The organism is Paenibacillus ottowii (genome assembly GCF_050516475.1).
Taxonomy (GTDB): Bacteria; Bacillota; Bacilli; order Paenibacillales; family Paenibacillaceae; genus Paenibacillus; species Paenibacillus ottowii.
The window spans coordinates 1,654,566-1,667,138 of the sequence record NZ_CP191577.1 but is presented as its reverse complement, the minus strand read 5'-3'; the positions used below and the strand labels follow the sequence as shown (position 1 = coordinate 1,667,138).

Annotated in this window: 15 protein-coding genes; 8 read left to right on the top strand and 7 right to left on the bottom strand. The window is 43.9% G+C overall.

Annotated elements, in window-relative coordinates:
• The first annotated feature begins 21 nt into the window (after positions 1-21).
• On the top strand, positions 22-1,194 hold the full coding sequence (locus tag ACQQ6X_RS07840; protein ID WP_305164881.1) for an MFS transporter: 1,173 nt from the start codon (positions 22-24) through the stop codon (positions 1,192-1,194).
• 117 nt (positions 1,195-1,311) lie between these two features.
• Here the strand turns inward: ACQQ6X_RS07840 and ACQQ6X_RS07835 are convergent, their stop codons facing one another.
• Positions 1,312-1,491 (bottom strand): hypothetical protein, encoded by a 180-nt coding sequence (locus tag ACQQ6X_RS07835; RefSeq protein WP_013311365.1) that lies wholly within the window; start codon positions 1,489-1,491, stop codon positions 1,312-1,314.
• Between the two features lie 443 nt (positions 1,492-1,934).
• Positions 1,935-2,936, bottom strand: coding sequence for a chitosanase (locus ACQQ6X_RS07830; protein WP_305164879.1), 1,002 nt, complete (start codon positions 2,934-2,936; stop codon positions 1,935-1,937).
• A gap of 348 nt (positions 2,937-3,284) precedes the next feature.
• Between ACQQ6X_RS07830 and ACQQ6X_RS07825 the strand changes: the two genes are divergently transcribed.
• The 3 genes from ACQQ6X_RS07825 to ACQQ6X_RS07815 are packed head-to-tail and all read left to right on the top strand — an operon-like array spanning position 3,285 to position 5,263.
• Positions 3,285-4,067: an isocitrate lyase/PEP mutase family protein gene (locus tag ACQQ6X_RS07825; RefSeq protein WP_305164878.1), complete on the top strand. Its 783-nt coding sequence runs from the start codon at positions 3,285-3,287 to the stop codon at positions 4,065-4,067.
• Between the two features lie 42 nt (positions 4,068-4,109).
• Complete coding sequence (locus ACQQ6X_RS07820) at positions 4,110-4,676, top strand: bifunctional transcriptional activator/DNA repair enzyme AdaA (protein WP_305164877.1); 567 nt, start codon at positions 4,110-4,112, stop codon at positions 4,674-4,676.
• Positions 4,677-4,699: 23 nt separating this feature from the next.
• The gene (locus ACQQ6X_RS07815; RefSeq protein WP_305164875.1) at positions 4,700-5,263 is read left to right on the top strand and encodes a methylated-DNA--[protein]-cysteine S-methyltransferase; all 564 of its coding nucleotides are present in this window, start codon (positions 4,700-4,702) and stop codon (positions 5,261-5,263) included.
• Positions 5,264-5,377: 114 nt separating this feature from the next.
• Here the strand turns inward: ACQQ6X_RS07815 and ACQQ6X_RS07810 are convergent, their stop codons facing one another.
• The 5 genes from ACQQ6X_RS07810 to ACQQ6X_RS07790 all read right to left on the bottom strand — a co-directional run bounded on the left by ACQQ6X_RS07810 (position 5,378) and on the right by ACQQ6X_RS07790 (position 9,731).
• Positions 5,378-5,935 carry a YdhK family protein gene (locus tag ACQQ6X_RS07810; RefSeq protein ID WP_305164874.1) on the bottom strand — a complete coding sequence of 186 codons (558 nt, stop codon included), beginning with the start codon at positions 5,933-5,935 and terminating at the stop codon, positions 5,378-5,380.
• 340 nt (positions 5,936-6,275) lie between these two features.
• Positions 6,276-6,761, bottom strand: a complete 486-nt coding sequence (locus tag ACQQ6X_RS07805; protein ID WP_149033873.1) for a DUF5381 family protein — start codon at positions 6,759-6,761, stop codon at positions 6,276-6,278.
• Positions 6,754-7,590, bottom strand: a complete 837-nt coding sequence (locus ACQQ6X_RS07800) for a hypothetical protein (RefSeq protein ID WP_305164871.1) — start codon at positions 7,588-7,590, stop codon at positions 6,754-6,756. The genes ACQQ6X_RS07805 and ACQQ6X_RS07800 overlap by 8 nt, the downstream gene beginning before the upstream one ends.
• Before the next feature lie 35 nt (positions 7,591-7,625).
• Positions 7,626-8,711 (bottom strand): WXG100 family type VII secretion target, encoded by a 1,086-nt coding sequence (locus tag ACQQ6X_RS07795; RefSeq protein ID WP_305164869.1) that lies wholly within the window; start codon positions 8,709-8,711, stop codon positions 7,626-7,628.
• Between the two features lie 273 nt (positions 8,712-8,984).
• Complete coding sequence (locus tag ACQQ6X_RS07790; protein WP_305165068.1) at positions 8,985-9,731, bottom strand: hypothetical protein; 747 nt, start codon at positions 9,729-9,731, stop codon at positions 8,985-8,987.
• 157 nt (positions 9,732-9,888) lie between these two features.
• On the opposite strand from ACQQ6X_RS07790, the gene ACQQ6X_RS07785 reads away from it, so the two are divergent.
• The 4 genes from ACQQ6X_RS07785 to ACQQ6X_RS07770 are packed head-to-tail and all read left to right on the top strand — an operon-like array spanning position 9,889 to position 12,555.
• On the top strand, positions 9,889-10,815 hold the full coding sequence (locus tag ACQQ6X_RS07785; RefSeq protein ID WP_305164868.1) for a cell division protein ZipA C-terminal FtsZ-binding domain-containing protein: 927 nt from the start codon (positions 9,889-9,891) through the stop codon (positions 10,813-10,815).
• 20 nt (positions 10,816-10,835) lie between these two features.
• Entirely contained in the window at positions 10,836-11,537 is a 702-nt protein-coding gene (locus ACQQ6X_RS07780; RefSeq protein ID WP_305164867.1) for a DUF1963 domain-containing protein, read from the top strand.
• 24 nt (positions 11,538-11,561) lie between these two features.
• On the top strand, positions 11,562-12,032 hold the full coding sequence (locus ACQQ6X_RS07775; protein WP_305164866.1) for a DUF6097 family protein: 471 nt from the start codon (positions 11,562-11,564) through the stop codon (positions 12,030-12,032).
• Positions 12,033-12,084: 52 nt separating this feature from the next.
• Positions 12,085-12,555, top strand: a complete 471-nt coding sequence (locus ACQQ6X_RS07770; protein WP_305164865.1) for a hypothetical protein — start codon at positions 12,085-12,087, stop codon at positions 12,553-12,555.
• Positions 12,556-12,573: the final 18 nt, after the last annotated feature.

Here is a 12,573-nt window from a genome sequence, read left to right as displayed (position 1 = left end):
AGAAAAGAGGCGGTTTTTAAAATGCAGAGCACGTGGAAAGTATACATTTTGGCCATTGTCAGTTTTTTGGTAGGCACATCTGAGTATATTATCTCAGGTATTTTGGATCAGATTGCGACAACCATGGGGATTACGGTGTCCGCAGCGGGGCAGTTGATTACTGTCTTTTCTCTTGCTTACGCGATTGGCACGCCGATTCTGATGGCAGTAACCGCTAAATGGGACAGACGCAAGCTGCTTTTGAGTTCCCTCGGATTATTTGCAGTAGCCAATGTGCTCTCTTTTGTTCTTCCGGGTTTTGGAATGTTTATTGCTGCCCGTATTCTGATGGCCCTCGGGGCGGGGATGGTTGTGGTTACTGCACTAAGCATTGCTGCAAAAATAGCCCCAGCCGGCAAGCAGGCCAGTTCTATTGCTACAGTCACTATGGGTTTTACAGCCTCGCTGATTATCGGGGTGCCGCTTGGGAGAATGATCTCTTCTGCATATGGTTGGAAAACCGTATTTCTTGGTATCGCATTGACAGGAATTATTGCCCTAATTGTTATTACAATGACGCTTCCCCGCTTGAAAGGAGATCAACCTGTACCCTTACTACAGCAGTTTGCTCTTTTGAAAAAGCCTGAAGTTGCTTTGGGATTAGGCATTACCTTCTTTTGGCTAGGAGGTTATTCACTCGCGTATACTTACATTTCACCGTACTTGCTGAATGTATCAGGTATAGGAGAGGATATGCTGAGCTCAGTATTACTTGCCTTCGGGATCGCCAGCCTAATCGGGTCAAAAATCGGTGGATACAGCGCGGATAAAAAGGGTATACCCTTTACATTATTAGGAGGCATGATGTTGCACGGTATTTCGTTACTCTTGATTCCTTTTGCCGCGCATTCCCTGATTGCAGTATTTGCTTTATTGATCCTATGGTCGTTCGCAGCCTGGACAACGGGACCTACTCAACAATATAACTTGGTCACTCTCGTACCGGAATCTTCCGGTGTAATGCTGAGTCTCAACCAGTCTACTATGCAGCTTGCTATGGCAGCTGGGGCCGGAATTGGCGGTATAGTTGTTGGTCAGGTTTCCCTAGCCTCCATCACCTGGTTTGGAGCAACTGGAGTCGGTATCGCTATTGTGGCTACGTATTTACTTATACGAAGATTCTCAGTTCAATCGCAAGTAGGTGTTACGGAGTAAAGTGTATAGCTAAGTGAAGAGGAGGCCCAGTGATAAAGGCGACATTGCGGCCTCCTTTGATCTGAAAGAGCAACCATATGCTCGTTTAAGTTCTTCGAAGAGCTTCTGCTATATCTACTAGGATTTAAACTTGCGCGCTATAAGTTTCTTATTCTTTTGTCGCCAAATCCATCTTTCGATAAAGTTTTTTTCTTTTCTTTCCTGAAGCGTTTCCTTCATTCCTTTAATGAGAAATTCCGATCTTCGCTTATCGTTTCTGCTAATTTCACGTAGTTCCTCAATAAATTTATCGTCCATGTCTGCATCTCCGTTAGTTCAGGATTTTCCAAATTACTAAGCTAAATTATACAGAACATATGTTCCTTTTTCAAGTCGGCGTTTCTTTTCTACCAGCAGCGACGCTACACTTGTACTCTTTACCGGCACGCGATTTAGAAGTAACTTCCGTGTGTATAGGGGCAACCGCAGCATCGCCGACCTGGATGATCTGATTCGTGGTAATGATGTGGGTGCCTGCTAGCTACCGAATCATCTAACAGACTCCATTCGACACCATAAACATTTTACAAGACTGCTTCAGGAGCTTGCAACTTTCGGGCTTTTGGAGCAGTCTTTCTATTTGTACACACGCACAATAGAACGATGAGAAGAACTCTACGGAAGAATGAATGGTATTTTATTTTCATAAAAATAAAATAAGGAGGGCATTAATATGCTCTCCTTATTACGTATATGATGATTTACTTCATTTCCCAATTCGTTACTTTGATTATGGCTGCATCTGCGTTCTTAAGATCTGTTTCGCCAGAAGCTAAAAGAGAACTCCATTGTTTCACCCGATTCTTACCATTAGGTGGTTGGTTATAATCGTTGGTATCCACAACCAATGTACGTTTAGCATAGAAGTTAGTCATGAACGTCTTTTCATTCGTGCTATTGCCAGAACGTGAGAGGACCCCTTCAAGACTACCGTAATCACCCGTAGCACCTTGATTGAGTGCTGTGTCGACAAATGATCCAATCGTCAAAGCAGTATTAAATCCGCGTTTCCGGGCTTGCTGCACACTATATTCGATATAGGTGTCATAAAACGTACGCCACATGGCCTCTCTCCAAGCTTCATTATTTTGGAGAGCCTTGATCTTCTTTTTGATTACACTGTCGCTATCGCTGAGTTTTAGAATCGAGCCACTCATTTTTCCCTTCAGTCCAGCACGTGCTAGTCCACCTGCAATAGAAGGATTGCTAGCTCCACTAGCAGCATCAAAAGCTTTGAATAAGGCGGGGCCATCTGGTCCCGTATCATTGGAACCGCCTGTTGTTGCTCCAAAAATACCAATGGTATATCCACGATCATCGCCAATATCTTCAGCATAGCCATAGAACTCAGTCCATTTTAAAGAATCCTGCTCTGGTTTGTTCACTAGCTTCATAATATTATCCCATTGCTCACCGTCGAGTCCTGTATTGTCCTTCAGAAACTGAAGTGTTGAAGGGGAGAAATTAGCATCATAATCAATAGCTGTAACCGCTGTTTGGCTAGTAGTATCCTCGCTGGTGGTGGGGATTTGCTGTATATTCGCTTCAGTTGTTTCCTGTAATGGAGTTCCGTTTTCCTCAGCAAGAGCCTTGGCAGGCGAGGGGCCGCACAAGCTAGAGAATGAGGCGATTACAGAAAAGCTTAACAGTATGATAAAAAACTTCGTTTTATAGGAAATGAGTTTATTGCTGATTTTAAACATATAGCTCCTCCTTAATAATGTAATTGTGAAAGGCTAAAAGAAATGTTACATCTAGAAAAAGTGATGCTGTGTCAGTAGTAAGTAGCAACACCAAATACACTTTTAAACCTTAGCGTAGATTAGCATCTAACTCGAATTGATTTAGTAAGATTATAGATAAGAAACATAGGATAGAACAGCGCTTGAATAACCATTTTTATTCCAAATTTGTGAGTTGCAACTAGATACATAGGCCCAAATCTTCTGTTTTTTAATTAGATTAACACAGACCATAAACGCAAGAATGAGGACGAAACCAATACAGCCTCTTGATAGAATGAGATACATCACCTATCAGGAGGTTATAAATTGAACACAATACAAGAATTTAATGATTTGCATACATCAGAGGAAATTTTATTTCTAGGGAACGCTTGGGATTTGCTATCTGCCCTGGCTCTGGAAAAAGCAGGCTTTAAGGCAATAGGTACGACAAGTTGGGGAATTGCCAATACGCTTGGGTTTTCAGATGGAGAGCTTATTGATTTTGACCAGCATATAAGCATCATTCGGACGATTGCAGAGCATGTTCAGATTCCAGTGTCGGCAGATATTGAGGCAGGATATGGGGAGGATGTAGAAACAATTGTTGAGCATGTGTTAAGGACAGCCGATGTCGGAGTGGCAGGGATTAATATTGAGGATTCATTAAAACAGCAAAAGGGACTTCGAGAAGTGAGGGCGCACACTAACCTGCTGTCCAAAATAAGAGCAGCCTTGGATGTTCATGGTTTTAAAGATTTTTTTATAAACGCAAGAACCGATACATTTTTGCAGATGGAAGCTCCACTTTCGGAGACCATAGAAAGGGCCAAAGCGTATGTGGAAAGTGGTGCGAGCGGCATTTTTGTGCCAGGCTTAAAGAATGATGAAGAGATCAGAAAAATTGTATTTCATATACATGCTCCGCTTAATGTTTTATCCTTGCCAGGTCTGACGAATGTCCGCCAGCTTCAGCAGTTAGGAGTCAAACGGTTTAGCTTTGGAAATGCGTTTTCTGATAAGATAATAGTTGCTTTGCAAAAGAATGCGGAACAGTTGATTAACCTTCAAGATACATCACATTTATATGAGGATTTTGCAAAATCCTGAACTAGATGAGTATGAACTATAGAAAGGATGGAATGTTCGGTCATGGCTCACCTTAGTCTTTCCTTTGAAGAAATGTGGGAAAAAATTATAGCATGTGATCGTAAATATGATGGGTTGTTTTTTACCGCTGTAAAAACAACCCGCATATATTGCCGACCTTCCTGTCGATCCCGAAAGCCGAAAAAAATCAATGTCGAGTTTTACTTGGATGTAGACACCGTGGAAAAGGCAGGTTTTCGCGCTTGCAAAAGATGTCAGCCTCATACAGAACATTCGCCGTATATCAGGCTTGTCCAGAAGGTAGTTGCTTTTTTAATCAATCATTATAGAGAAAAACTAGTATTACAGGATATTGCGGACTATGTTGGAATAAGCCCTTTTTATTTGGATCGGGTTTTTAAACAGGAAACCTCCGAAACCCCGCGTACGTATTTGGAAAAAATAAGAGTAGATAAGGCAGCTTACCTTCTTAAAAGTACAGATCTTACAAATCTTGAAATTTGCTATGAGACCGGCTTCCAAAGCCCCTCTAACTTTTATAAGTCGTTTCGCAGCTTGAACCAATGTTCTCCTAGTGAGTATAGAAAGTTGCACAAGAATAGGAATTAGAAATGGAAGGTGAGTATCCTTTGATGAGCAAGCGATATGCATTGAGTTATGTATCACCGATTGGAGAGATTGAGATACAGGGAACCAATGAGGCTGTTTATTCTATTATGTTCTCTAATCGGAATGAGCCTTCAACGAGGGTTATAGAAGAGGCCCCTTTCCAAGTATTAAAGGAATGCGCCAGCCAGCTTGACGAGTATTTTAAAGGCGAGCGCTTTGAGTTTTCGTTTCCTTATGCTTATGAAGGTACAGACTTTCAGCAAAAAGTATGGAATGCGCTGGTGAACGTGGGCTATGGTACAACGACAGCTTATAAAGATATTGCTCTTGCTATTGGAAATGAAAAAGCGATCCGAGCCGTTGGCAGTGCGAATGGCAAAAATAAGCTGAGCATTGTGATTCCATGTCACCGAATTATTGGGTCCAACCAGAAACTAACTGGCTATGCAGGGGGCCTGTGGAGAAAAGAATGGTTGCTCCAGCATGAGAAGCGTTGTCTGGGGGCAAAAGGAGCCCCGTCGGATTATTTGAAAACCGAAGAAGGGATCAAAGCACTGAAGGCAGCCATTCTGCGTATGCCGCGTTAAATCTACCAATTCGAGGAAATACATATGAACACGTCCAAACGCCAGTCACTCTGTACAAAGGGAGCCGTTGCCGGCTCCCTTTAGTGGTCATAAGCAACCAGTCATACAAGAGTTCTAATTAGCTGAAAGCTCACTCTCCGTCACCCATTTATGATTTTTGACTGGCTCTCCTCCTGTAGCAGGCGTGTAATCTACCATATATACGGTCGTTGGCTCGGCGGAAGCTATGGTAGCCTTAGCTCCATCCATCCCTTTCATATGATCTGCCGCCAGGATAACTTCCGTTCCCGGTGCATAGGGCTCGCTGCCTGCATTCTTAATCTCTTCATGAATAACCCACTTATGATTAGTCACTTTTTCTCCTCCAGTCGTTGGAGTATATGAGACCGTATAAGCAGTAGTTGTATAAGCGCCCACGATCGTGGCCTTAGCGCCGTTCATGCCCGGCATATGGTCAGCTCGAATAATCGCTTGGCTGCCAACTTTGAAGGCTGGATGTTCAGCTTCTTGTAGTCCGGCAGGAAGCTCACTGGAAGTGGAGTGGTTCATTTCCGATGTATCATGCTGTTGACTGCTGTTTGTCGTATGCTCCTGGTTCGGCGTGTTACTGTTCCCGCACCCACTCAAAATAATCATGACTGCACCAGCAAGCAAAGCCCATTGTTTTCTCATATTCAATAGCTCCTTTAGGATTGTATTTTCATATTCAATTATACCCCCTAGGGGTATTTATGAAACGGAAATATGTCACAAACCTGGAAATCTGTCTAGCTGCCGCTGGAGGGATCTACATCGAATACCATTGCAAACTTTTTATTAGACAAGGAATATGTTGCGGTTACTCCTGGAGAAGGCTTTTTGAGTATAGCCATTATCGGAGCCATGGAAGAAGAAATCGCAGGTTAAAGAGCGCAAATCGAAGAGAAAAAGATGACCCGGATTGCGAATGGGATTCTTTTAAACGGGTCATCTTCAGGGCAAGGAAGTTGTTTGGTTGCAAGAATGGCAATGTTCAGGAACGTTTGGTTTTCGGCTTGCCATACTGGTTAATGAGACTTCGAAGTTGTTTGTTTGTCTGATTCAGCTCCATATCGTTCAACACATAATCGGTGCTGACTTCCCAGGTACTGCGATCATTCAGGTGAAAAATAAAGGCGGGGAAGCGAGGACGCAGCCATTTGCGGATGGAGGCTCCCTCGAATTCGACTTTAGTGATTGCAGACCAAGGGACAGTTCGGACACCATCGGAAATACTATGTTCGTCAAAGATGAACAGGATGGGTTCCTTACGAAGTGTTCTGCTCAAACAAACTACCAAATAACTACCAAAAAAAGGGATTCCGACGATAGCGGATGTAATAAAGAAAAAGATTTGCAGAGCAGAGATATCTTCGTCGATAAAAATGAGCAGCAGCAAAAACAGGCAAATTAGCACAAACATCAAGCTGCCCAGAGCTTTCCAAAATGCCAAAGATCTGCGGTATACAATTTTATCCACGGAATACCGCCTCGTCGGGTACAAACGCCTGAATGAAGTGAGTGATCCGTTCTCTCCAGTCAGCTTCGGTCACACTTTCAATGCGCAGACGTGGGGTGGCTTGCATATCCAGTTCTGTATTTCTTACAACCCACACATCATTCGTTCCTGTAAGAACAAATAGTAGATTTGAAACGGAGGGACCCTCTTCATCTGTATCTGTGTATACCATCTGGCTCAAATTATCCAGGCTGCAGTGATTTCGATTAAAATCCTCTCGCCAGTCTTGTATCATTTGTTGATCCGACGCTTGAAGCTTCCATGTTGCCAATTGCTGCATTGTGAAGTTGGATGAGGTCAGCTCATTCCACTGTTCTTCTGTCAGATCGACGTATCGGCTGTGGGCATTGAAGCTGGAAGCCGACAGGCCAAACAATTGATCAATGTCGTGATGCCAGTCTTCTGGGGAAGACCAGCGAAAGAAATGGAGTTCATTGTGGCTGGAAAAATGATATAGAAAACGCTCGTCCCCATGGTGTATCGTTAATGTATTTTGCTTGTCCTGCTGCTCTTTGTATCCACGCAGCATCTGGCGGCTTTGTGCCAGGTGAGCCAGCAGTTCAACAATGAACGCATCAAATTCAAGTTGCTGTTGTCCGTCATCCCGCTGTTCCATCAAGCCCTTGGATATCAGGCTATGTGTTGCAGCGTGAAAAAGCAATTCCCAGCGATCTTCAGTCAGTTCCCCGTAATAGGATTGGAGCAGACCAGAAGCCATATCTTCTGCGCCCAGTGCGGTCAAGGCAAAGCCCAGTTCCTCAAGCGTTAAAATTACCGTTTGTTTATCCATAGTCAGGCTCCTTCTCCATCTGTTAGGTGTATATATCATTTAAATAGCTTGCTGGCCCAGCGTATCCCTTTTTCAGCGAATTTGGCGACTTTTCCACCTGCCCAGCTTCCCACTGTACCGCCAACGTATGCACCGACGGCTGCACCAACCGGACCGCCAATGGCACCGCCTATGGAACCCAAAACGACTGCACCGCCATATGTCGCGGCAGTTTTAATCGCTACGTTAGAAGCGGATACAGCCACATCCGTTCCGGTAAGCGTCCCGCTTTTCCATTTTCCAGCCAGATTGATCCCTTCGCCCACAATATTCATGGTGGCATTAATAGGGTATAGTTTTTTGGCGATCATGCCGGGAATTTGGCGTGTAGCTATGCCGTAACGGCCTTTTTCTACCCCAGCGATGACGTTCCGTGTCCACTGAGGAAAGCTACTGGCTTTGTTAAATCCAAGGCCGAGCTTACCCATTTGCAGCTTTCCAGCTAAACGATCAAAGCCCTTCAGGCCCTTCATCACAATACCGGGTTTAGCGAATTGGCGGTTTATACTTTTGCCCAAATTACGCATAAAAGCATTGTTACCCTTGCCTTTCACCCATGCCGCATTATGTATAACCGCCCGAGTGGGATTTTTCAGACTTTTCTTGAATTCTACTGTTTTGGTGAGTACAAGTGTGGAAGCCAGACCGCTATAAATCGCTGTTCCGGCAAAACCCAGTTGCCCCCGCCACTTGTTGGCCTCTGACAGGCTGTTAATGGCTATATCTGCTGGATCTTTTCCTTTGTTTCCGGAAGTTGTTCCTTCACTGCTCTTCATCTGTCTGCTCTGATCGCCTTGGTTAATCCCCGTGTCTGCTTGGGCATCTGTTTCCTTGAATTTTACTGCAATCGAACGCAGCTCTGCACTGACAGAACCAACCGTTTGAGTGAAAGCGTCCATTTGTCCACGTGCTTTATGAAAATCCTGATAAAAGCGCTGCTGTGTCGTTCCTGCCCAGCTATTCTCTAGCATTTGAATATGCTGGGACAGTTGTCCGCAAATTTGTGCCCCCAACTCACGTGCCTGTGCGAACTGCCTGGAAACTGCCTCTAGTTTCTCAGGAGGAACCATAATTTTAGCCATGATGTCCACCTCGGATGATTAAAATAATTACTTAATATTTTAGTGATTCTAGCGTTAGTTAGCAAAAAAAGGAGGGGGTTTATGCAAAAAATAAGTCATTTGTATGAGTTCATGAGGGTATATCAGGGAGAATAGTAGGAGTTGTTATGATCCGAAGTTCTTACTTGTTTTCGATAATGAAAAAGAAAAAGCCTCTCTTTCTTGTAGATATTCCCATAAGAAAGAGAGGGGTTCTTGCATAGAGGCTAATTATATATTGTGCGGTATTCTAGCTTATTTCAGAGGGACTTGCTTGGACAGTTTTTCAAACTGCTGCAAGTGAGGGGTGACCTTGGCGGTAATCCCCTTGAGATATTTGATAGCCGCTTGTCTTTGACGTTCTTTGGTAGCAATTTCTTCAGGGAAAATGGAATATTCCTTTTGGATGGAGCCATTTTTATAATTTACGGAGAAAAGCTCTCCTTGCTGCCATCTTTGGACCAGATCCTGATTAGTGTGCAAAATAGCTAGCACTTCATTTCCATTTTTATAAGTAAAGCTATAGTCCGGGTCGGCTACAGCATGGATCACTTGGTAGCCGTTCTGTAATCCATTGTTCTGAAAAGTACCTACTTGGATCTCATTCGAACGTATCGTTCCGTCCATTTGTGTCACCTTTTCAGTCTGCATACCCTTGCCGCTCATCGTGTCATTACTCCATGTTCCGTTGTATACGACTTTATGATGTTGTCCATCTGCATCTGTATATTGATTTATATATTTTCCAGTTCCTGAGCGTTTTCCATTCACAAAATCGCCCGAATACTGCTTGTATTCGCTCCATTTGATCGTACCGCGTCCGTGTGGCTGACCATTCACAACCTCTCCGTAGTAAGTCGTCTGTCCGGATAGCTGAAGCAGTTCCTTGGTTGCAGCGGCATTGGCCGCAGGTATACTTACAAACAGCGCTCCAAAAATCAGCGATGCCGACACGATAATAGGCAGGGACAGAGCTTTTCCTTTTTGCCACAGTTTTTGCATCATGCGTTTCCCCTTTCGAAGCTTTGAGTTTCTACGAGTCATGTTCAACAACCCAGCACTTTTAACCTATTTTGTGCTCGGTGGTTTATAGTTTAATATATATTGAGAGTTATAGGAAACTGTAAAGTAAAAAACAGGTAATAAGGAGGAGTATGTTTTGAATTTGCCTGAGTATGGGAGTGAGGACGTATCGAGCATTCTTGCCATAGAGTTGAATCATGCGCCTAGAAAGATGATAAAAGGAATCCATGAAGTGGAGCCTGATTCTAATATCTACTGGCTGATAGATGTGGAATTCTGTGATTTTACGTTGTCAGATGAAGACATTTTGCAATTGCTCAAAGGATATATCGTATACGGGCATGTTCAAGATTTGCAGATATGGACTAACGTCGGGCGTAGACTAGAAGGCGAATGCCATTATGATAAAATATGTATTTGTGTAGATATATTCAATAATGTAGAGATGCAGATTTGTTTGGAAGAAGCCAAGGTTGCCGACTTTATGAACACACTACCGGCGCGATTTCAGGAGAAGGGGACCATTCGTGTGCTCCCTCGGGAGGATGCTGCCCATGCACGTGCAAAAGCAGAAAAACTTCAAGCATTTGCAGATCAGGAAGGTGAGCGGGAACACACTGTCATGCTTAGGCTGGTAGCGGATCAAGGTCAATCTTATCGTGGAGCGGACATTTGGGATGTCATGCTGAGTCTTGGAATGAAGTGGGGAGATATGGACATTTTCCATGCACACCATCACGATCCGGGAGGTAATGATGAACTATTTAGCGTACATACGGGAACCGAGCCTGGATTTTTTTGGCTAAGTACACTTGCAGAGGATCGCTTTGCAGATTTGATTTTCAGTATGGATGTGGTAAGAACGGTGCAGCCGCAAGTTGTGTTTGAGGCGATGTGGAAAGGTGCCGAATATGCACGCGCCAGACTCGGCGGAACATTGGTCAATGAACAAGACTTGCCAGCTGTACCGGAAGATTATCTTCGTCAAATTCAAGAGATGGAAGACCGATTAAGTGAGTTTGGATTTAAAGCAGGCGAGTATGCTGTTAAGTTTCTACTCTAGCCTAAAAAGGGGTGATTTCGTTGACCAGCAACTCTATCGAGAAGCTAAGAACGATTCTAAAGCGTAAAGCTACTATTTTTCATACAGGGGGCCGCAGACCGTTAGATTCCCTGGAACAGAGCTGGATTGGCAGAGTTACAGTGGCTTTGCCGGCGGAAGAACAACCCATTGATGTACAGGGGAATGCTATGGCTCCGATCATGCAATTGTATTTGCCTGCTATGCCTTTTGTTCCTCAAGCTATGCGTGATGTCAAGTTGTTGACGGTCTTCCTGTCTCCCGATGTACTGGATCATGAGGACATGGAAGGATATATGTGTATTCGTGAGTATACGTCGGTAGAGGATTTGGTTGAAAAAGATTTTGGTCCAGCATTCATGCACATCAAGGCATTCCCGTTATTCCCTGAGCTCCTAGAGAATGACTATCCCGTTTGGGACGGGGAAGACATCCCTGAGGAGTATGGTGATGCTATCAACAACATGGATGAAGAGGAACCCGACTATTTTGAGGACATCGTAGAGGGAATCCATGTGGTTCACAAAATCGGTGGCTATCCCAGCTTTATTCAATCAGGCATCGACTTTGGTGAAGGCTGTGAATTTGTGTTTCAGATTGCGTCAGATGCCAAGGCTGGATTGAATATTGTCGACGGGGGCTGCTTTTATTTTGCCAAGCATCAGAATGAAGGAGCCTGGCGAGGTTACTTTGATTTTTACTAAATATTGAAATGAGGTAAAAAAGAGATGAACGTTTTAGGTCAGTTAGGATCTGCCATCCAGAACAGTCTATTTATTCAATCCGAACTGAAGAAAGCACATGCTTTGATTCAGAAGCACGACCTGCCTGTAGAACAGGTGAAGGATGATGTTCACCAGCAGATCATCTTGCTGGAGCAATATGCCGGCACTCGTATTTTTCAACAAGGGCTTGCCAGATACAAAGTAATTAATACAATGCTTATGATCCTATCTGTGATTATATTACTGGCAGCAGGCATCGTTGCGGCGGTGGAATATTTGCAGCCGGAGCGACATCTGCTGCAAGTGTTGGCGAATGCCATGTTCGACCACTGGGTTCCCTCTATTACCATACTTAGCGTTGTATTCGTGGGTGTGATCGTTCTTGCCATCGTGAGAAATATTTATGCCAGACAATTACATACGCGCGTGCTGGATCGGGCCTGGCAGGCCGTTTTCCGTCATGTGGATAAATAAGGACATAGAGTAGCTGTAGAAGATCGGCATATCATCCTAAGGAGTGGCAGCAATGAATGACTGGGAATCGGGAATCATCCAGGTCAATGATGAACAAGCGATTGATTCTTCTTTAACAGAAGATCAGTTGTTAGAGACTGCTTTCTATTCGAAATATTTTCATTCTGAAAGAAAGCTGGGGAATGGGTACATTTGGTATCATTTTGATCAGGTTCCTTTGCTGGATCGGCTTTTTTTTGTGTCTGTATGCTTTAAGGATGCAAGCCTAATGGTTGTGGAGATCTCGCTCCAGGGCAATGAATTTCCAACTTCATGGGATAATTGGTCTGAGGAAGGCGAGCGAAAGCGGCAAAGGGAGCATGATCGTTTGTTAGAGCGGCATTTGTCCATAAAGCCAAGCTACCGACAAACCAAGCCCTATCCTTACAAGGAATATAAACTAATCTGGGGAAAAATCTGCTCCTATTTTGATCCCCGATCTGGAAACACTGCGATTGCTTTTAAGTATAAAGATGAATGTTGAAGGTGAGAGTGTCAGATA

Excerpts from the sequence above, each read along its gene's own strand:
- ACQQ6X_RS07840 (WP_305164881.1), top strand. The coding sequence starts at position 22 with ATGCAGAGCACGTGGAAAGTATACATTTTGGCCATTGTCAGTTTTTTG.
- ACQQ6X_RS07835 (WP_013311365.1), bottom strand. The coding sequence starts at position 1,491 with ATGGACGATAAATTTATTGAGGAACTACGTGAAATTAGCAGAAACGAT.
- ACQQ6X_RS07830 (WP_305164879.1), bottom strand. The coding sequence starts at position 2,936 with ATGTTTAAAATCAGCAATAAACTCATTTCCTATAAAACGAAGTTTTTT.
- ACQQ6X_RS07820 (WP_305164877.1), top strand. The coding sequence starts at position 4,110 with ATGGCTCACCTTAGTCTTTCCTTTGAAGAAATGTGGGAAAAAATTATA.
- ACQQ6X_RS07815 (WP_305164875.1), top strand. The coding sequence starts at position 4,700 with ATGAGCAAGCGATATGCATTGAGTTATGTATCACCGATTGGAGAGATT.
- ACQQ6X_RS07810 (WP_305164874.1), bottom strand. The coding sequence starts at position 5,935 with ATGAGAAAACAATGGGCTTTGCTTGCTGGTGCAGTCATGATTATTTTG.
- ACQQ6X_RS07800 (WP_305164871.1), bottom strand. The coding sequence starts at position 7,590 with ATGGATAAACAAACGGTAATTTTAACGCTTGAGGAACTGGGCTTTGCC.
- ACQQ6X_RS07795 (WP_305164869.1), bottom strand. The coding sequence starts at position 8,711 with ATGGCTAAAATTATGGTTCCTCCTGAGAAACTAGAGGCAGTTTCCAGG.
- ACQQ6X_RS07790 (WP_305165068.1), bottom strand. The coding sequence starts at position 9,731 with ATGCAAAAACTGTGGCAAAAAGGAAAAGCTCTGTCCCTGCCTATTATC.
- ACQQ6X_RS07775 (WP_305164866.1), top strand. The coding sequence starts at position 11,562 with ATGAACGTTTTAGGTCAGTTAGGATCTGCCATCCAGAACAGTCTATTT.
- ACQQ6X_RS07770 (WP_305164865.1), top strand. The coding sequence starts at position 12,085 with ATGAATGACTGGGAATCGGGAATCATCCAGGTCAATGATGAACAAGCG.